Here is a 21,687-nt window from a genome sequence, read left to right as displayed (position 1 = left end):
GTAAAAATTGATACCCTGCATAAATGTCTTACGGGGGGGGGGGGCTTTTATGAAACGTCAACCGAAAATGTAAATGGAAATCAACTATTTATAAGTTATCCACCTCTATTTCCAGGTGACGGTACACAAATGAATTTTATTAGCGATTATGACTTTAATCCTATTCAAGAAAAAAATCACTCTCAATACTCAATGATGTTCCCACACAAAGAGTTTGGATATTATCGAATACCTTACCGCTGGGTTAAGGAATATGACGAGAGTCCAAAATACCTTATCAGATACGACGATAATATGGATTCGCTATGGGCGCACGAGTACTCTGATTATCTGATGAATGGAGTAAAAAAGATTGAATTTATGGCAACCACATCGTCAAGCGATGGTGGCGTTATATTGGCTGGTGAAATATCAAATCTTTTCTTTCATACAATTTGGTTAGTAAAAGCTGATAGAGACGGCAATATGGTTTGGCGGAGAGGTTATGACAATACCATCTCTCGCGAGCTGGCATACAAAAGTGTTGCCGAAGCCGACGACGGCGGAGTAGTCTTTTTTACCTCAGGTTGCCTTAATTGTCAAGATTATGGAAATGTTCTTTGGTATATGTTTCTTGTAAAGACAGACCCAAACGGTTTCGTAGGACTTGAACCGGAAATTAGGGAAACAGAAAAGTTTGTTGTTTACCCTAACCCAGCAACAGATAAGGTAACACTAAGTTTTGTCAATGGATTTACAGGTACAATTACTGTTCAAACTATTACAGGAGCTACCATACACACAGCAAATATAGTGGGAGAGATAAATTATGAATTGGATATAAGTTGTTTTCCTACAGGAATTTATGCAATAGTAGCCAAAGATACAAAAACACACAAAATATATTATCAAAAAATCATAAAACAATAAAAATTAACGATTATGAAATCTATCAAGACTTTAATTTCAGCACTAATGATCATTTCTTGGGCAACTATAGTACCTGCTCAAATCATTATGCCAGACTCTAACGATCCACGCGATTTAGAGGGAATGGAAACTGGCGAACCAAGAGAAAAAATATGGTCACCGTATGGCTGGGCTTTTACACCTAAAGGCAACTTAAAAGTGTTGGTCATCTTTGCAGGTTTCGAAGATAATAATGTAGGTGCGCAAGACCCGAACAATGAAGATTGGCCCGCACATATAACACAAGGAGACAACCAAGGACTTCCAAGCTACGTCGATCCTGAGACAGGTAAGATGGACGACTTCCTGTTTGAGAACCTAAGCGACTTTGTTACTGTAATTGCAGCGAATCCACAGAACCAAAGCATATCTCGATATTATCATGATATGTCCATGGGAAAGTTTAGGTTTACGGGCGAAGCATTTAAAGACCCTGAGACCAACAAACCCGTTCGTATAAACATTAAACCCGGTGGTAACCCTCCTGCTGATGAATGGTATTGGTGTAATAAAAAGGTTATGGAAAAAATAAGTAGAGACTATCCTAGTTTCGATTTTTCAGTTTTTGACAATCGCACCAACCGTCCCAAATACTTATACGATAACTCTTTATCGAATCCCGATAGTATAGTTGACTGTTTGATATTTATTTGGAGGTACTCCCCTGATTGGACAAATCAGCCTTTTACAGGTATGAATACATGGGGTGGTTCTCACGGAGGTTTTGCTGGTGGAGCACCTGGTGTTACTATTGGTATCTACTCTTTTAATACTGTTTATACGTTAACACTTAATTTGCGCGACAAATATGCTGTGCAAGAGTCGTTTGTACACGAAATAGCACACGACGTTTTTGATTGTCCTCATGTTTTTGGAGCCAACGGGGTTGTTGGTAGTAGATGGCATTTTTCTGCAGGTGGCTGGGGTATGATTAAAGGTTCCGAGTATATGGTATCTGCCAATGCTTGGGAGCGATATTTGCTAGGTTGGATTGATATTAAAAGTAATAATGAGGATGCAGATATTTTATCACCCGAACATTTAAATAAAACAGGTATTTATACGATTCGCGATTTTGTTACCTACGGTGATGCAATAAGGATAAAGATTCCACACGTAGAAAGCACCTACCTTTGGATAGAGAACCACCAAAGGCTTAGCGCGTGGGATTTTAAAAGTGGAGAGGGTTCCACTCCATCTTTGTGGTACCCTAATGATAATAGCTTTGACACTATCCCCAGACCTGAAAAAGGGATATATATGTATATAGACAATACACGCTATTCTAGAGATTCTATATTTCCTGCATTAGGTCCAGGAGCGAATGGACTTAAAGCCCTTAATGCACAAGGGAATTTTAACTATACACACTCTACGCTTGCCACGAGTAATCCAGAAGTCTTTTGGGGAAACGTGTTGTTTACTTTCACACGTGGTGAGGAGAATCCGATTTCAGGTATAAGTCCATTTAGCTCATATCCAGACAACTACCCCAATAATCCTTTGGGACCTCCAACATATGATAATACAATCCTATATAATACTGGATCTAATTCCGCAAAAAACGAGGCTCATTTTATAATAAAAGAGTCGATTGAGCCTACGCCCCGACTAACTTACGCCGCACTTTCGGGTCTGAACCATGTATCTAAGGAGATATTGGGTCGCAGATCAGATGCTTTTCAGGAAGGAGATGAAGTGGGGCTATCCGGTATAGTTCCCATATTAAACTATCCCAAATACAGTATGGCTCAAGAGGCTATAGAACCATATATACTGAACAATATTTCTGTTAAAATTTTATCATTCAATACAGTTGACCGTTCATTCCAAATAAAGATTGATTTTAACGACAATGAAATACGCTCCTCTAAGAACTGGGCGGGTGACATACAACTCGTAAAACAAAGGGATGATAACGAAGCTGATGTTATTTTAAAACAGGGAAATACGCTTAGAATAGTAAAATCGGGGGTTCCAAATCGCCATACAAAAACGGTGGCAAACGATTTTATCAATCCAACTTTCTTAACCTTACTTGACTGTGCTTATTTCAAACAAGAGACTAATTCTCACGTCTCTGTAGAAGACAATAGTAGCTTGGTGCTAAAGTCAGGCTCGACTTATGAGATATCAGATAATGCAACTCTCCACATAAAGAACAATGCCACTTTTAAAATGGAACCATGTTCCAGACTAATAATTCGTGGCAATGGTAAAATTATTTTCGATCTTGACACTTACATGAATATTGCAAACGGAGCAGTCCTCGCGTTCGAGAGAGATACTCAAAATATTTCTTACACTTTAGGAAGAGTCATTATAGACGGAATTAACCCAGCTAGTGTATTGCTTGAGCCACGAATAATAACCGATCATCAAGTTTGGGAAAACAAAGGACGTTTGATTTCCTTACCAATCATCGTTGAGTCTGGGGGCGTACTGGAAATTAAAAGTACACCCGAATCGTCTGTCTTAAATTTTTACGAATCTTCTATAATTGTGAAACCCGGTGGTAAACTGATTCTTGAAGATATCAGACTTACTAACGTATGTAACAAGCAGTGGTATGGTATTGAACTGCACGGCAACAGACTCGCACCTCAGACCCCCGAAGAACAACCCGTGGTAGAACTGAGAAATGAGGCAATAATCGAAAATGCTGTTTTTGGCATTTTTGCGGGCGACCGAAACAATCCAGGTGTATATGGAGGTGGGATTATATGTGCCGAAGGTGCAAATTTCAAGGACTGTGATAATGGTATTGTCATGCACGAATACAGAAACTATTCACCACAGAACCCAAATATTGAAATAAACAATCGTAGTTATATACAAAAGTGTACCTTTCAAACAACAAATAACTTTGATTATTTAAAACAACGTTCAACAGCTATTTGGTTGTGGGGTGTTAAAGGGGTTCAGATACTTGGAAACACCTTTACGTCGTACAAAAAATATCATGGTAACGGAATTGTTTTGGAAGGAACAAAATCTACTATTATCGCTACAGCTCTAGGAGAGAATTTCGGTGACAAAATATCAAATATATTTAACAACCTTGAAAGTGCAATTTATATTTTAAGTTCAGCTAATACCACAATAGAAGAAAACTCGTTTCAAAACAACCATATAGCCATCACTAACGATGGGAATTGTTCTGGAACAATCATCAATAACACTATATTGAATCCGGCTTATTGCGGAATATTTGCCTTTAGTGGCAATAATTTTAAAATAATGCAAAACAATATCAGAGGTAATAATTCTGGAATAGGTATTATTGCTAATAGAACTGGGCTTCAAGAGATTTATAAAAATAATTTAAGTAAATTGGAAACTGGGATATATGCCTCTGAAAATCCGCTGTTAAAACTTAATTGCAATATTTTAAATGATAACAACTATCATTTAAAAATAGTCAAGGACGGTGCTCATTGGTTACAAGGTTCAGAGAACTTACCGACAGGAAACCAATTTTTTCCGGAGTGTAATGGAACGAATACCGAAATTTATACGGAAAATGCAACTTCGATCATGATTTATCATCATTATGACAATCAAGAGCATGAGCCATTATGTAAAAGGGGAGTATACCTGTCCCCAACTACGAGCATCAATCAATGTCTCGACCGTAATCCCAACGACCGTATTCCTACTGAACAGGAGCTTATAAGTCTAAATGAAGATATTGAAAGTGGGGAGGAGTTTCTATCCCGATTGGTTGATGGTGGAGATACTCCCGCTTTAGTGCAAACTGTTGAAGATGCTGAAAGTGGAGAGGAGTACAATTTATTGAATGATCTGTTGGATAAATCGCCATTCCTATCGGAAGATGTGTTGGTAACAACAGCTTCAGAAGAGGAGGTTCTGCCCAATCTGTTTATTGCTAATATATTAGAGGCAAACCCACAGGCAGCAAAATCCGCAGAAGTTCAGGAGGCATTAGATAACCGCATAAACCAAATGCCCGAATATCTGCGTGAAATCATAAATAGCGGACTTGACATAATTTCAGCAAAAGAGGAGATAGAGATGCAGGTTGCTGAAAAAATATGGCAAAGAGAGGTGCTGCTTTCCGACTTAATTTCTTACTACCTTAACGACTCAACTGCCAACCGTTCAGCCGAAGCCGAAGCGTTAATGTTAGCCGAAAACACCCTCTATTACGATTATATGATGATAGACCGCTATTTGTCAACCCAACGTTTTTCACAAGCTCAGGAGTTGTTTGGGTCATTGCCAAATAAGTACAACCTTGAAGGCTCACAATTAGACGAATACAATCAGATGTCTCAAATTGTTGATATCCACGTTGCACTTGGAGATGGCAACTACTTTAATTTGAGCGCTGAGCAAAAGAGCATTTTGTATCAATTAGCTGAGGATACTGAATCACAAGCTGGTAGTATTGCCCGCGCTATATTGGTTTTGGTAGATCAAGCAAGATTCCCGCTTCCTGAAATAACTTTGCCCGAGGAAGATGAGGGCAAAGGTCATGGCAGTACAGTTGTTCAAAAGAACGAATTTGCATTCTCGATTAATCCTAACCCAGCAGAGGATTACTTTATAGTCAAGTACAATTTAGCTGCCGAAGTTTTCGAAAGTGCAGAACTGCGACTATTTAATAATAAAGGGGTTGAAGTTTATCAGCAACAACTTACAAAACCTGCTTTCGAGATACTTGTGGCTACAGACAAGTTCGAGCCGGGAATTTACCTATGCCGTTTATACGATACAGGCAAAGAGGTTGGAGCTAAACCGTTGGTTATAAAACCATCACAAATTGTCGATTCCCAATTTGAAGATCAAGCCGAGCAGTTACTTGAAGGTAAACCTTATTTCTTCCTCTATCCCAACCCTGCGAAAGTAGAAGTAACACTATGTAGCAGTCGCACACAAGACTGTACCATAGAGGTATTTAACGAACGTGGACAGTTGGTCTCAAAACTGCAAAATATCAGCACCACAAACACCTTGCATACAGGCGAGTTTACACCTGGTATCTACCATGTGCGTTTGGTGGAAAAAGGTCTTGTTGTTGAAACAGTAAAATTGATTGTTCAATAAATCTTTTGTGTAGAGACACAAAACTAAGTGTCTCTACACATTTTTTATGACAGTATCTGAAAGTATTGTCGTATCTTTGTGTCGTATCCTGTTTTTGGACTATTTTTAAATTAAAATTGGTATAAGAACAGCAAAATATTAATAAATTTCAATATCAGACACAAATGAAAAAATTAGTTTACATCTTCCTGTTAATTACAATAGTAGCATCATGCTCGCAAAAAACAGATTCACGAGAGAAGCATATCGAAAATATAAGCAAGCATGAAATGTTTATCGACAGTATAAGACAAATACGACCGGCAACGCCAGATGAAATGTTCGAACTGATTGATAATTACTACCTGTTTTGGCAAGCGTACAAACAAGACTCTTTAAGCCCAATATATCTTTATCGTGCGGCTGAAGCGTCGTTGTACATAAATCAAGGTATTAAAGCCATATCATATTTAAAACAGATAGAGTCAGGCTATCCAGATTTTCCAAATATGGGCAATGTTATTTTTTTGATAGGCTTTACCTACGATAACAACGTAATGGACATTGATGCAGCGCGTGAGTATTATGAAAAATTTCTTGAAAAATACCCTGAGCATCCGTTGGCAAACGATACCAAAATTTTAATCGAAAATTTAGGGAAGTCTCCGGAGGAATTGATTAGAGAGTTTGAAGCAAAAAACAAAAGCAATTAGCAATGAACATTTAACGTATGTGTGGCAATTTTGGCAATTGTGGGTACCGTGACGATTGTAGAGACATAGCATGCTCTGTCTATACGTTAAAAACACAACCCACGTTAACTATTAATTAAATAATTAACAAAGCGCGCCACATTGTTCATTGCAATTGCACATTGCTAATAGTTTTGCTATTTTTGCACCTCAATAGAATAAATCAATAAACCATATGTATCCACTATTTAAGAAAGAGTTAACCGGTTTTTTTAGTTCGCTTACCGGATACATCGTAATAGTAGTGTTTTTACTATCAACAGGACTATTTCTGTGGGTGTTTCCGGGAAATATGAACCTTCTTGAGACAGGTTATGCACATCTTTCCCCATTTTTTGCACTCGCCCCATGGATATTCCTATTTCTTGTTCCTGCCGTATCAATGCGTCTTTTTACAGAAGAGAAGAAAACCGGAACACTGAATCTTATTTTCACAAAACCAATTTCGGATATGAAGATTGTCCTGGCAAAATATTTTGCAGGGCTAACAATTGTAATATTGTCAATTATACCTACGCTGATTTACTACTATTCGGTTAGCAGATTGGCAAGTCCGGTCGGCAATATGGATCATGGAGCCACGATAGGTTCATATTTTGGACTTTTCTTTCTGGCAGCAATTTACGTAGCCATTGGGGTTTTTTCCTCATCATTAACATCAAACCAAATAGTGGCGTTTATTATAGCTCTGACACTTTGCTTCACTTTCTTTGTTGTTTTTGATTCACTGGCTACGCTAATGGGAAATAGCTATGTGGGATTTTATCTTCGACAAATCGGGATTAATGAACACTATCTGTCAATAAGTCGAGGAGTTATCGACTCGCGTGATATTATATATTTTGTATCAATGGTGATTTTGTTTCTACTTTTTACAAAAGTAAAACTACAAAGCCGAAAATGGTAACTCTGAAAAAAATTATCCCGAGATGGAAAGAAAAAAATTAAAACGTTGGCAAATAGGGCAGTTAGTTGCAAGTGTATTGATTTTCGTGCTTATAGCCTTTATCTCTTCGCGACTATATTTCCGTATCGACTTAACTGAAGATAAGCGGTTTACTATAAATCCCTCTACAGAAGAGACAATAAAGAAACTCGAAGATGTAGTATTTTTTAAAGTATATCTCGAGGGAGATCTGCCAAGCGATTTTGTTGAACTCAAAAGAGCTGTTTTAGACCTGTTGAACGGTTTCAGAGCAATAGCTCCAATGAAAATTGAGTTTGATTTCGTTAACCCATCTGAAGACCCTGATCCGGGGAACCGAAGATTGGTATATGAAGATTTGATGCGCAAAGGAATGCGACCATATACCATAAGAACAGAAACTAAAGACGGAGTGGTGCAAAAATATGTATTTCCTTCGTTAACTGTTAGTTATCGCGAAAGACAAATACACGTAAATCTGTTTTCAAATAACTCCGATAACCCAAATATCCCGATAGAACAATCTATTAATGAGGCAAAAGAGCGACTTGAATACACAGTCCTAAACGCAATAAAAAACGTTACTGTATTAACACCCAAATCTGTAGCTTTCTTAGAAGGGTGGGGAGGGTTGGAAAGAATTGAAACCTACGATGCAGCAGTAAGCTTATCGGAAATGTACGAAGTGGGGTATCTTGACCTCCAAGAGCAGGTATTTTCCTTAGTTGATACAATACAGGGTCCGATATTCGATGCCATAATTATTGCAAAACCGTATCAAAAAATTAGCGATAAGAACAAATATATTATCGACCAGTATATTATGCACGGAGGTAAAGTTCTGTGGTTGTTAGACTATATTGATGTAAACATGGACAGTCTTTCAAACTCAAGAACAACAACCGCCATGCCTCTTGGTCGTGAGTTGAATTTAGATGATATGTTGTTCAAATATGGGGTCAGAATTAATCCCAACATAATACAAGACCTGCAAGCTGCCCCAATACCGGTAAACACGGCATTAGCCGGTGCTGAGCCACAGTTTAACCCAGTGCCGTGGGTATATTTTCCGGTTATTATACCATCAGGCAATACGCCAATTACACGATTGGTTGGGAAAATACGTTTAGAGTTCCCAAGTACAATCGATACTATTGGAACAGGTACAAAAATCGATAAAACAATAATTCTTACAACGTCTGAATACTCCAGAGCCGTCAGTACACCCTCGCTTGTGGACTTGAACATAATTAATCAAAGACCAAATCCAAACGCATTTAAGGCGTATCCTTTGCCGGTAGCTGTACTTCTTGAAGGCGAATTTGAATCGCTGTTCAAAAATAGAATTGTTGATGAAATAGCAAAGAACCCTATTTTCAGATATAGAGAAATATCAAAACCAACGTCTATGATCGTTGTTTCAGACGGGGATATCATCAAGAACTACTATTCACGATTAGATCAAAACAAAGTTCCGTATCCGTTAGGAGCTGACAAGTGGTTTAAGGATATCTATTATAATGGGAATAGGGAGTTTGTGCTTAATGCAGTAAACTATTTGATAGGCGATTATGATTTAATGAAACTACGCGGACGCAAACTTAAATTACGTTTACTCGATAGAGGAAAAGTAGTTAAAGAGCAAGCTAATTGGAAGATAATTAATGTTGTTTTTCCGCCGGCAATAGTAATAATATTGGGTTTGCTGTTCAGTTATTTTAGACATCGTAAATATACCAGAGCTTAACTAATTCCAACATATTAAATTTGTAATAAAATGAGTAAAAAACTTAGACCATATATAATTGCGCTCTCTATTTTATTGGCAATTGTGATTATTGCGCAATTCCTTCCTGCTGGGAAATCGAGAGCAATAGACCTGTTGAAGTTTGACAATAAGTACTCTAATCTTTCATTGCGCAGTTTTAATGTTCGCGATACTGCTTCAATAACAAAAATATTTATTGTTGATAAAAACAGTCGTTCTGTAACATTAGACAGAGTAGGTAATACGTGGGTTTTAAACAATAAGTATCCCGCGCGTCAAGATGCTGTTCAACTATTGCTTGAAACTCTTCTTCAGATGCGTGTCAAAATGCCTGTGGCAATATCTGCGCGCGAAGAGATATTACGGAAAATGTCTTCAAAATCAATGAAAGTTGAAATTTACCAAGGCACTAAAAATGTTAAAACAATGTATATAGGTGGCGTAACTCAAGATAACTTAGGATCATACATGTTGCTAGAAGGTTCAGATACTCCGTATGTTTTGGAAATACCTGGATTTAGGGGTTACTTGTCGAGCAGGTTTAGTACAGATGAGAAAAACTGGCGAAGCAATTTGCTTATAGGAGAAAAGCCAGACGATATTAAAAGAGTTGAGTTCGATTATACAGAAAATAAAAGGGCGAATTTCACAATCGTGCAACCGGAAGTTGCTAAATATGAGTTGTATAACGTAGATATGCAAAAAGCAACTTCATTTGACACACTATCTGTAAAGGGGTTTATAGAGCAGTTTGAGATAGCGAACTTTAGCATGTTTGTAGATATGCTTTCAGACGAAGTTAAGGATAGTGTAAGAAACTCAATCCCATTATTTACTATTCGTTTGACCGATGCACAAGACAGTATTCAGAACTACTATTTTTACGAAATACCAGATGTTAGCGAGCAGATAGATCCAATGGAGAGAACACTGTATCCATCAAATATGTGGGTTTTTAACAATAACAACGATTGGATGATTATTCAAACACACACATATTTGTTAATGTTCCGACAATTTAATGATTTTAGACCCGTAATCAATTAGCAATGCAGTGCAACGCTTAATAAACTTTTAACACTTCATCTACGCTCAATGCACGGCTTTACAAACTTTTAACTCAATTGTGTAAAAACAAATTCAAAAACATACATTGTTTTTCACTAAAAATTGGTAAATTTGTGATCCTGGTAACAGAATTATTGTTATTTGCTGATATTTAAAGTTATACTCAATACAAGCTGTAGCCTTAACAGAGTAAGGTTACGTGAAATTATAAACTAAAAAAATATTTACATATGAAATTTGTTATTCCAAGTACCGATTTACTTAATCACCTACAATCGTTGGTGAGAGTAATTAATGCAAAAAATACACTTCCGGCTCTCGACAATTTCCTATTTACACTTAATGAAAAAGAACTGACAATAACAGCTTCGGATTTAGATACTACTTTAATTACTGTTGTTGAATTAGAAACAGCAGAGGGTAGTGGTTCAGTGGGAATTGATGCGCGCCGATTGTTGAGCACAATCAGGGAATTTAATGAGCCCCTGACTTTCAATATCGATACCGATAATTACAGTATTGAAATAATCAGCGAAAACGGAAAATACAGTTTAATGGGTATTGATGGGGACGAATACCCCGAAATTCCACAGCAAACAAAAGAAGATAGTATCGCAATTAACATGACTTCAGAAGCTTTTGTGTCATCAATTAACAGTACATTATTCGCTGTCTCTGATGATGAAATAAGACCAATTATGACAGGCATATATTTTGGTTTTTCTCCTGAGCAGATGGTTGTTGCAGCTTCCGATTCACATAAGTTAGTTAGATACAAACGTACAGATGTAAAATCAGATGTTGAAACAAGTTTAATTTTACCTCGTAAACCGGCGGGACTTCTTAAAAATTTGCTACCAAAAGATGATACTCAATTAGAGATTCTTGTAGATAATAAAAATGTGCAAATACGTTTTAGCACAATGACTCTTATTTGCAGAACAATAGAGGGCACATATCCAAACTTTGAGGGAATTATTCCGACTAATCAACCATTTAAACTTAGCATAGAAAGAAATACCTTAATAAGCATTTTAAAACGTGTTTCGTTATATGCAAATCCAGCAGTACAGCTTATCAAACTTAATTTGACAGCAACTGAAATGAATGTTTCGGCGCAAGACCTTGATTTTTCTATAAGCGGTCACGAAAGAATGAGTTGCAACTACGACGGAGAAGATATGGCTATTGGTTTCAAAGGAGTTTTCTTGCTAGAAATACTTTCCAATCTTTCTGGATCAGAGGTTGTTATAGAGCTTTCAGAACCATCAAGGGCAATTTTATTATATCCAATGGAAAAAGAAATTGAAGAAGAAGATGTGTTAATGCTACTTATGCCAATAACAATTGAAGGTTAGTTTTAAATAGTGAATATTATTTTGTACAATTACGTGGAATGACCTAAAAAACATTCCACGTTTTTGTATTTTTGTAGAGACGGAGCATGCTCCGTCTCTACAACACGAAGATCCGTGAAAATTCGTTTCATCTGTGTTATCTGTGTTCAATATTAAGCCCATTCAAACCCGAAATCATTAATACAATGTCCAAATCATCAACAGAACAATTAGAGTCAAAACATTTGCGAAATAGCATGTTTTTTTCACTTTTGTTTTGCGCACTTATTGTATTCATACATATACTGCCCATTAAAGGGTGTCACGGTATTTATCCACGCGAGTTTACAAAATTGTGGGGTTTGCTTACATCAACATTTCTTCACGCCAATTGGCAACATTTGTGGTCAAATATAGGACCGCTATATCTGTTTATGGCAGGACTCTTTTACTACTTCCCAAACCGAGTGTTGATTGTTACCGCAGCCGGAATAATATTGGTTAATATAAGTGTATGGATATCAGGGCATGCAGGTTGTCATATAGGCGCAAGTGGACTTATATATTTCTTTGCAGCGTATTTGGTAACAATGGCGTTTTTTAAAAGACAACGCAATCTGGCTGCATTTACTCTGATAATTGTGTTTTTGTACGGAAGCATGATTTGGGGAATATTTCCTACAAAAGAGAATATATCTTGGGAATCTCATCTTTTTGGAGCTTTGTGGGGTATTGTCGCAGGTATATATTTTAAGAAAGATAAAGTTTGGGCAGATACTCCTGAACCCACACCAAAAAAGGATAATCAAGATATTGACGAGAGCGAATTAAAAATAATTAACAACGAAGAGTATATTTATTATAACAATCACTCAACAACCTCGATGTTTAAAACCTCAACAGATATTGACAATTGGCTTAATTATAAAGAAATAAAGTATAATTTTGAAGAGTCAGAATCTTCAAAAACAGACAAAACAAATAATAATAGCAATGGACAGTAGCAAACATCTATCAAGAAAGATATTCTTAGCCACATTTATAGCCGGGTTCGTATTTTTAGTATTTGAAATTAACCTGTTTCGAGCCTTATCAAATCTACTCGGAGCAACAGTATCGGCATCGACTTTAGTACTCTCGATTTTTATGGGTGGATATGGTTTTGGTTCGCTTTACTTTGGAAACAGGGCAAAGCCAAATGTAAATATTATAAAACTGTTTGGACAGCTGCTTTTTAGCTTTGGTGTTAGTGGATTTATTGTCTATCTGGCAATCAACAATATATTGCCAGGGTTTCAAAATTTACTTTTGCAAACTATAAACAACTCCATTGTCGTAACCGCAATTATTTATACTCTTGTTGTGGTACTGCTATTTATCCCCTCGTTTTTTATGGGGGGTGTTTTGCCTTTAGCCACAAAAATAGTTACTCGCACTCATAATGAAATTGCTAAATCAGTAGGAAATATATATGCATTAGATACCTTGGGAAGTGCGTTGGGAGGTTTGCTTACGGGATTTTTGTTAAACAGGTTTTTCGGACAGTTCCAGACAGTCTCTTTTGCTACAGTTTTGATAATAATAACAGCTGTCATTATCTATAGACAACGTAATGTATTGTTTGATAGTGAAATAGATGTTGTAAAAAATACCAACAGCAAAAGTAAAAAAGAGAATAAAAACCGTGCAAATAGATTTGCTTTGCTTTCGACAGTGATTTTTGGTTTTTCTATGAGTGCCATGCAAATTATACTTATCAGAGTATTTAAAATCTACCTGATAAACACAGTATATTCATTTGCGCTTATTTCGTCAATGGTAATTATCGGTTATTTTATTGGCAGCTATTGGTTTAAGAACTACAGTAAAAAACATGCACCAACAGTTTCGGCGTTGACTCTTTTACTCGTACTGTTTGGTGCAATTACAGTGTTAAATCTTTTTATAATTCAAAATATTCCATCGTTTATAATGTTCCCTTTAGGAGATATCTTTAACAATCAGCTGTTTAGAGTTTTAGGCATACCTTTTATTGCTTCTGTTGTTGCTGTTTTGCCTCTATCTATAACATCTGGATTTGCGTTTCCATTGGCATGCGCGGTCTATTCCGATAATATCGATAAAGTGGGGAAACAGATAGGAACAGTTGTTATGTTCAACACTGTTGGGTCGGTTTTAGGACCGTTAGTTGCGGCTTTTTTGTTGATTCCTGTAGTTGGGATACTAAAAGGTTTGTTAGTGCTTTCGGGGATAATATTTTTAATAACGTTGATTTATGTACTTAGAGCAGAAAAAGTTAAGGTATCGAAACAAGTCGTCGTTGCAAGCTTAATTGGCATTGCAGTTATTCTAGGAATAGGTAAATTTAAAACCAACACCAAAGTTTTGCCACCTTCATTTATCAAAAGTGGTAGAAACATTGTTGCCTACAAAGAGAGTATTGAGGGCACTTACGTTGTAGGCGAGGATATTGTAGAGAATAACCGGATATTAACAACGTATGTCAACAATAGTGCGGTAATTGGCACAAGTTACGATGCAATAAAGGCGGTAAAAATGGTTGGTCATCTACCGTTCTTGTTGGGTTTGGATTGCAAAAATGCGTTAGTTGTTGGATTTGGTATTGGAGTGACAACCGCAGCAATTGGCGTTCACAAAGATGTGGAAAATATTGATTGTATTGAACTTGTAAAAAGTCTAACGGACGTTGCACATTTCTATACAGAAATTAACAACAATATACACAACGATAGTAGATTAAGATTTTATGAAGATGATGGTCGTCATTTTATGCAAACAACTGATAAGAAGTACGATCTTATTTCAAGTGACCCTACGCACCCTATTTTGGGTTCAGGAAGTCTTTATACTTACGAATATTTTAAACTATGTCGTAGCAGGTTGACTGAAAATGGTATGGTTTCACAATATTTGCCACTGCACAAACTGAGCTTGAGCGATTTTTTAGGATTAATAAAGACCTTCCACTCAGTATTTCCAAATTCAACCGTTTGGTTGGGGCACTATCATGCCATTTTAATAGGTTCTATGAAACCAATAGATATTGATTTTGGAATTTGGAGTAACAATATGCAAAAAACCTCTGACGACAAACTGTTTTTAAATAATCCATACTATTTGGCTGCTAATTTGGTTTTAGATGCTGTTGCTATTGAGAAAATTACAGCCGATTATAAAATCAACACAGATAATATAGCTTATACCGACTATTTTTCCTTTAACAGCCTTAGAGACGATAATATTGCTATAAACCTCGATTTTTTGAATGACAATCGCGATGGAATGTGGCGAGTTTTCAATAATGTTACTGACACAGTACAAATGCAGCGTTTTATAAAGGGAAACCAATATTTTACTAAAGGATTGGTTTATATGTTTTACGACGATTGGAAGCAGCTGTTTCAATATATAGAAAAAGCCTGCATGGTAAACCCCGAAAATATCGAGTACCCCTTGATGTTGGAATTCTACAGCCGTGCCGAGAAATTTAATGTGCGTTAGTTATGCTGTCACCGAGCACACGGTCACTGAGTCTATCGGGTGATGACACATTAGCAATAAATACAGAGGCGGACTTAAAAGCCCGCCTCTGTGTTTATTAAAAAACTATTCAAGATTATTGTTTGATAAATTTTTGAATCGAAATTGTTTCGTTTTCAATAATGCGTATGAAGTAAATTCCACTATTTAAGTCAGAAACCGAAATCTCTTTAATAGCTTCGTTCATTTCAAACGAGTTAACAATCACACCATTGTTTGAATAAACTTCAACTGTGGCGTTAGAAGTACTCTCGCGTGAAATTGTTAGCACATTAGTAGCTGGATTAGGATATAGTACAACCTTTTGCGCTGAGATATTATCTTCTATACCAACTGTAAAAGATATTTCAACTATTTCAGATGAACCTGAAGTGTAAACGGCTTTAACTCCAGCAGTGTGTGCACCTCCTGGAACATTAATAAATGTGTAGGTTTCTTCCATAATACCTGATGCCACTTCTTCTTCGTCTAGATACACGGTATATCCACTAAATGATTTGGGTTTACTAGGTGCACCAGGGTAGTAGTCGCCAATGTTGAGCATAGATATACCATTGATTTGATTAGAATTACCCTCTCCACTACGTAGGCTTTCGTCACCAGGTTGATTTCCGAATTTCTCAATGCCAACTATTTTTCCTGAATCGTCATCTGTAATGATGATGGTCACCTGATCGTTGAATCCACCATACTCTACAAGGAAACGGTACGTTTTACCTGATTCAAATACGTAGTTATCTTTACGTGCATTCTCGCTTCCAGCAATATATAGCTTGTCTCCAGGAACAGGGTTTACAATACAGTAGTCGTAAGTGCCGGCTGGGATTAATATAGAAACTTCTCCATCGACCACTATATTTTGAGTGGTGCAAACAGGATCTGCATTTTCGGGAATCATGTATTCGAAAACATCGTACAAATTATCAGGTGCAGCACAACTTTCATACATATTTCCGCTCACGGGAATTGTTTGTCCGTACTGATCTGCATCAGCATCAAGTAGCAATTGATAGCCTGTACCATCGTTCCAAACATCGTGAGCTTCGAGGATAACTGTTACCCCATTGTTCCATGTAAAGATTTCGTTATTACCATCTTGTGTTATCTCTAGATTAAATGGTGTTTTGATAATTTCAATTAAAGTAACCGAATATGATGTATCTGAATTAATAACTATACTATCTGCAACAAATGGTTCGAATTTTTCCATAGTAACAGTAATTTTGTAAAGACCTTTCCAAACTCCCGGGAATGTTATTGATGGTGTTCCAACCATTGCTTGGTAAGCGTGTTCACTATTGCCATCATAGTTAGTTAATGTAACAATGGCACCTACCACAGGATCATTGCTGTTGGTAGCAATATTAAGTGTAAATTCAGCTTCCATATCTTTTGCAAGAATATTGGATAATGTTGGGGCAGATACAACATTGTTTGAGTAGTTTGCTACGACAGCATATTGATATAAATTTGCTGGTAGTGTTTCCCAAACAGTATCGGTGTATATAGTGTCAGTGGTTGAAGCAACTAACTCTGTCCATTCTGTTTGCGGTTGATTTCTAACTAAGCGATATACTGAATAGTCAATAAATACTCTGCTTGCATTGTTTGCTGTTGAAGTACTGTTTTCAAAATCAGATGAACGGTGCAGGCTTACAGTATTTGCAGTTGTTGCCGAAGCTGTACTATTTTTAAGATTTACTGTGGAAGTATTCATTTCGTACTCGGCTTTCAGTAAGCTAAGTTTTGTTTCAACACCTTTTGCATTGTCGACGTAGGCTGCTAGGTTCCAGTTGCAATCCAAATCAGATGATATGGAAAGTAGAGTCTGCCAGCCACTACCCATATTAACTAAATCACCAAATCCTGTAATAGCAGGACCTGCATCACAACCGGCAGGGTATCCTGTTGATTGGATATTAACTCCGAACCATAGTTCTTCTGCTGCAGGAATTGTTACAGGTGTTGTAAGAACAACTTCGTTCCATTGACTAACTACAATATTTTCTGCAAGTTGTTCGTGTACTAAAGTTCCCGGGTCTATTGCCGAACCACCGGTCCATATTTTTACAGTATATGTACCTTCTGCTCTTGGGAAGAATTTTACCTTCGTTACAGACATATCAACTACACCTAATGCTTGGATGTTTGCAACACTAAAGCGCTGTGCAATAGTCATGTTTATGTCTCCACCTGTTCCGATACCTTCATCGTTTTCACCGTTATCCCAATGAATCCATTGAGGATCGCCCATAGGTCCGGAAAGTGGGTCACTCCAGGTTACATTAACATTTGGCTCATTGATTTCTGCAAAAACTTTTCTAGCAGGATAAGGAATCTCATTAAGAGCAATGTTGTGGGTTATATCAAAATTCTCTACAGTTATAGTTTCTGTATATGGTTGATAACCTCCAGTTTCAGCAGATATTTCGTAAACTCTTCCAAGACCTAAAACATCTGACATAGAGTAATGTCCTGTTGAGTCAGTGGTAGATGTATAGTTAACCTCACCAGTTAAATTAACGACAACACCTTCTAATGGTTCGCCTGTATCACTTGCTGTAACAGTGCCGCTTACCGTAACTTGGTCAATCATCGACAATGTGGTGTTAGTAACAGTATTAGCACCTGAATTAACTTGAATGTTTTCTACAATAACTGTAGTGTAACCAAATTTGCTAAACTCTAGGCTATACGTTGCTGGTTGCAAATTCAATAATTCATAATTTCCAACTGAATCAGTAGTTGTTATTCGTGTGCTACCAACCACTTTAACAGTAACACCTTCTACGGGATTAGTATCGCATGTTACGTTGCCCGAAATTGATCCTGGTGGTATTGTAGAAAAACTGAGTGTTATGTTAGGCGAATAGTATGTTAATGAGCCTGATGTTGGTGCTAAAGGGTCTATTTCGAAGTTGTTTTGATTGTAACGGGTTCGTTGTGTTCCTACATCAGTCATATAAAAGGTATTCTCAGCAGCGTAGGTTTGCTCATCCATCTCTCCGTATGTGTAAACAACCAGGTTGTTTCCGTTATAAACATATGGTGTTTGTAAGTTGATTGCAAGATCCTGCACTCCGATTTGGAAATCCAAATTGCCATCATAAACCAATGTCAATGTATTTGGATCAATGAGTCCACCGGTAAGGTCTGACTGATTTGTTTCTCCAATCCAAACTCGTACGCCTTTTGAATTTATTGCTTCTACAAAGCTATATTTATATGCAATAGATACAATTGTTCCCTCTTCGATACCAATTTGCTCTTTCAAATAAATAGTTTGACTGAAACTGTTTTTCCAGAAAAAGTCGAAAGGAATACGTAAAGTTGTTAGTAAAACAGAATCCGCACCTATTTCTGCAACATAGCTTCCTTCAGGATATACAGTAAATGTGGTTAATTCGGTAGCGTTGTTGTCAGGTTGTTCATCTTCAGCAAATATGATAACGCCTTTAACGTCAACTTGTCCAACTGTGGTTGGTGTCCACATAATGTCAATAGTATCTCTCTCTTCTGAGATAAGGTCAACTCCGTTTGATGTTGCCAATACGTTATTAGCAGCATCTTGCAGTTGAACTGTATATTGGCTACCTAAAACAGATTCAGTTCCCTTGTTTTCAATAACAAAAGGAACAGTTTTAGATTCATTGGCTGTTGCTGATGCAGCAGTGTTTAACTTGACTGCCATTAAGTTTTTTGGTAAAAGTGGGAAACACTCTACAGTAGCTTTCCATCCATCTGCATGGTACCAAGCGTTGCTATAAAAATGGAATGTAAGAGCTCCGTCAGTATTTTCTCCATAGAACGGCTCTTCCGGGACAAATGTTCCCTTTAATGTTGTGATAAGTGGACTACTTGTACTTGTTCCATTGTGAATTTCCAAATAGTCATGTCTTGCGTCTATATTTACTTCTAAGAAAGTTACCACGATTTGCGAATTTGGTGTTGCTGGTAATATCGTAAGAGTGTATGACTCTCTTCCTACGTAGCCGCCTGTTTCACCACCACTATCGTAGAAGATAGCATTGCATGTAGTAACTGTGTCTGTATGCATCAAAATAGTGTCGGCTCGCATTGAATAGGAGCTTTTTAATACATCACTATTTTGTTGCTCGTTTGCTGTTCCCTTTTCTGTTTGGGTAACGTACTGCTGTGAGAATACTCCAAAGTAAACGAACATCACAGCAATAAAAAGTGTTAATTTTTTAATCATGTCTTGAACGATTTTAAGTTATTTTATAATGTTAGTTAGCGCTAGATGTTTAACTTAATGTTAAACAAAATTTATGCAAAGATCTGAGACCATATTAAAAAACCGGATTTTTTCACCAATACAAAAACACAACATTGTGTTAAAATAACCATACAATACAAAAGTTCAATAGACTAAGTTATTGAATGTGAGGTGCTTGATCTCCAATTTAAAGTCGTTTTTTATTATTAATATAACGAAGCGAAGAGCAAAAATTGTAAAAATAGCATAGCTATTAACTTAATTTTTTTCGTCCTAGAAAGTACGACAAATCTTTGAGGTACTATTCAAAACATCTTAGTATTAGAGTTTTACGGCTGGCCAAAAAGCTTAAAATTCGTTAGTTAGATAGAATTTTATATCGGTAAATTTTTCCTGAGCCATTTCTAATTCGTAGGAGCTATCGGGCAGAAAAACATCGTTTTCATGTTTGTCTTTAGCTAGCTGGCGATGTTTACGGCTCTTAAAATCAGATAGTTGGTCTTTGTTGTCAGATTCAAACCAAACAGCTTTAAAAAATTGTACAGGCTCCCAGCGACATTTTGCTCCATATTCGTGCAGAAGTCTATATTCTATTACTTCAAGTTGTAGAGCACCAACAGTTCCTACAATTTTACGACCGTTAGAAACACTAGTAAATAACTGTGCAACTCCTTCATCCATCAGTTGATCAATTCCCTTGGATAGTTGTTTTGATTTTAAAGGGTCAGCATTTTCTATATAGCGAAATATTTCAGGTGAAAAGCTTGGAAGACCTTTGAAATTAATGATTTCTCCTTCAGATAAAGTGTCACCGATCTTAAAATTCCCAACATCATATAATCCCACGATATCTCCGGAAAATGCTTCATCAACAAGCTCTTTCTTTGATGCCATAAACGAAGTGGGATTTGAAAATTTCATATTCTTTCCGATGCGTACATGCAGATAGTTGGTGTTTCTTTGAAAACGTCCGCTACATATTTTCACGAAAGCAATTCTGTCGCGATGATTTGGGTCCATGTTAGCATGAATTTTAAATACAAAACCTGTAAATTTTGTTTCAAACGGACTTACAGTTCTCTCTATTGCCTGTGTTGGCCTAGGGTGTGGTGCAATTTTAACAAACGTATCTAGTAATTCTTTAACACCAAAGTTATACAAGGCACTTCCGAAAAAGAGAGGGGACACTTTTGCATTCAGGTAATCTTCTTGATTAAATTGTGGATATACACCATCAATTAAATTTACATCTTCTATGAGTTTTATAGTGGCATCCTGACCTATAAACTTTTCAATTTCATCGAAGTCGTTGTCTATAACTATCGGTTTTTCTGCATGTTGTTTATCAGTACCTGTGAATGCGTTATACGAGTGATCGAAAATGTTGTAAACACCTTTAAACTGCTTACCATGTCCAATGGGCCAGCTAAGTGGAACGGTTGATATTTCGAGTCTGTTTTCTATTTCATCAAGCAGGTCAAAAGGATCCTTACTTTCTCTATCTAACTTGTTAATAAATACAATAACCGGAGTTTTTCTCATTCTACAAACTTGCATTAACTTAAGCGTTTGTAGCTCAACACCTTTTGCGGCATCAATAACAACTATTACGCTATCTACAGCTGTTAGAGTTCGATATGCATCTTCGGCAAAATCTTGGTGTCCAGGGGTATCTAAGATGTTAATTTTAAATCCATTATATTCAAAGCCCATAACCGAGGTTGTTACAGAAATCCCGCGTTGTCGCTCTATTTCCATAAAATCGCTAGTTGCACCTCGTTTTATTTTGTTGTTTTTTACGGCTCCGGCAACGTGAATTGCACCGCCAAATAGCAGTAATTTTTCTGTAAGTGTTGTTTTACCAGCATCCGGGTGACTTACAATTGCAAACGTTTTACGCCGTTTTATTTCATTGGAAAAACTCATAATGGATGGGTTGTTTTATCGCAGTTGTCTTTTGCGGGCACAAAGGTAATATTCTGAAATGAAAAACAGAATATATAATTACTACTATTCAAAATTTATAGGTATAAAATCATGAG

Annotated in this window: 12 protein-coding genes; 10 read left to right on the top strand and 2 right to left on the bottom strand. The window is 36.8% G+C overall.

Annotated elements, in window-relative coordinates; all coding sequences use genetic code 11:
* The 9 genes from GX311_10975 to GX311_10935 all read left to right on the top strand — a co-directional run.
* On the top strand, positions 1 to 909 hold a 909-nt coding region (locus tag GX311_10975; GenBank protein NLK16905.1), incomplete at its 5' end, for a T9SS type A sorting domain-containing protein.
* Positions 910 to 921: 12 nt separating this feature from the next.
* A complete protein-coding gene (locus tag GX311_10970) occupies positions 922 to 6,018 on the top strand; it encodes a T9SS type A sorting domain-containing protein (protein NLK16904.1) in 5,097 nt (1,698 codons plus the stop codon).
* Between the two features lie 164 nt (positions 6,019 to 6,182).
* Positions 6,183 to 6,710, top strand: a complete 528-nt coding sequence (locus tag GX311_10965) for a tetratricopeptide repeat protein (protein ID NLK16903.1) — start codon at positions 6,183 to 6,185, stop codon at positions 6,708 to 6,710.
* A 214-nt stretch (positions 6,711 to 6,924) separates the two neighbouring features.
* A complete protein-coding gene (gene gldF, locus GX311_10960) occupies positions 6,925 to 7,656 on the top strand; it encodes a gliding motility-associated ABC transporter permease subunit GldF (protein NLK16902.1) in 732 nt (243 codons plus the stop codon).
* A 22-nt stretch (positions 7,657 to 7,678) separates the two neighbouring features.
* On the top strand, positions 7,679 to 9,421 hold the full coding sequence (gldG, locus tag GX311_10955; GenBank protein ID NLK16901.1) for a gliding motility-associated ABC transporter substrate-binding protein GldG: 1,743 nt from the start codon (positions 7,679 to 7,681) through the stop codon (positions 9,419 to 9,421).
* Between the two features lie 30 nt (positions 9,422 to 9,451).
* Complete coding sequence (locus GX311_10950; protein ID NLK16900.1) at positions 9,452 to 10,489, top strand: DUF4340 domain-containing protein; 1,038 nt, start codon at positions 9,452 to 9,454, stop codon at positions 10,487 to 10,489.
* Positions 10,490 to 10,740: 251 nt separating this feature from the next.
* On the top strand, positions 10,741 to 11,868 hold the full coding sequence (dnaN, locus tag GX311_10945; GenBank protein ID NLK16899.1) for a DNA polymerase III subunit beta: 1,128 nt from the start codon (positions 10,741 to 10,743) through the stop codon (positions 11,866 to 11,868).
* A gap of 185 nt (positions 11,869 to 12,053) precedes the next feature.
* The gene (locus GX311_10940) at positions 12,054 to 12,851 is read left to right on the top strand and encodes a rhomboid family intramembrane serine protease (GenBank protein ID NLK16898.1); all 798 of its coding nucleotides are present in this window, start codon (positions 12,054 to 12,056) and stop codon (positions 12,849 to 12,851) included.
* Positions 12,841 to 15,369 (top strand): fused MFS/spermidine synthase, encoded by a 2,529-nt coding sequence (locus tag GX311_10935; GenBank protein ID NLK16897.1) that lies wholly within the window; start codon positions 12,841 to 12,843, stop codon positions 15,367 to 15,369. Before GX311_10940 ends, GX311_10935 begins: the two co-directional genes overlap by 11 nt.
* 115 nt (positions 15,370 to 15,484) lie before the next feature.
* On the opposite strand, the gene GX311_10930 is transcribed toward GX311_10935, so the two are convergent.
* Complete coding sequence (locus GX311_10930) at positions 15,485 to 18,901, bottom strand: DUF2436 domain-containing protein (protein ID NLK16896.1); 3,417 nt, start codon at positions 18,899 to 18,901, stop codon at positions 15,485 to 15,487.
* Between the two features lie 121 nt (positions 18,902 to 19,022).
* Between GX311_10930 and GX311_10925 the strand changes: the two genes are divergently transcribed.
* Complete coding sequence (locus GX311_10925) at positions 19,023 to 19,175, top strand: hypothetical protein (protein ID NLK16895.1); 153 nt, start codon at positions 19,023 to 19,025, stop codon at positions 19,173 to 19,175.
* Positions 19,176 to 19,993: 818 nt separating this feature from the next.
* Here GX311_10925 and GX311_10920 read toward each other — a convergent pair.
* Positions 19,994 to 21,571 carry a peptide chain release factor 3 gene (locus tag GX311_10920; GenBank protein NLK16894.1) on the bottom strand — a complete coding sequence of 526 codons (1,578 nt, stop codon included), beginning with the start codon at positions 21,569 to 21,571 and terminating at the stop codon, positions 19,994 to 19,996.
* Positions 21,572 to 21,687 lie beyond the last annotated feature (116 nt).

It is taken from the genome of Bacteroidales bacterium, assembly GCA_012519055.1.
In the GTDB taxonomy this organism is placed as follows: domain Bacteria; phylum Bacteroidota; class Bacteroidia; order Bacteroidales; family Salinivirgaceae; genus JAAYQU01.
The sequence above is the reverse complement of the archived record's forward strand: the minus strand, read 5'-3'. Positions and strand labels throughout refer to the sequence as shown.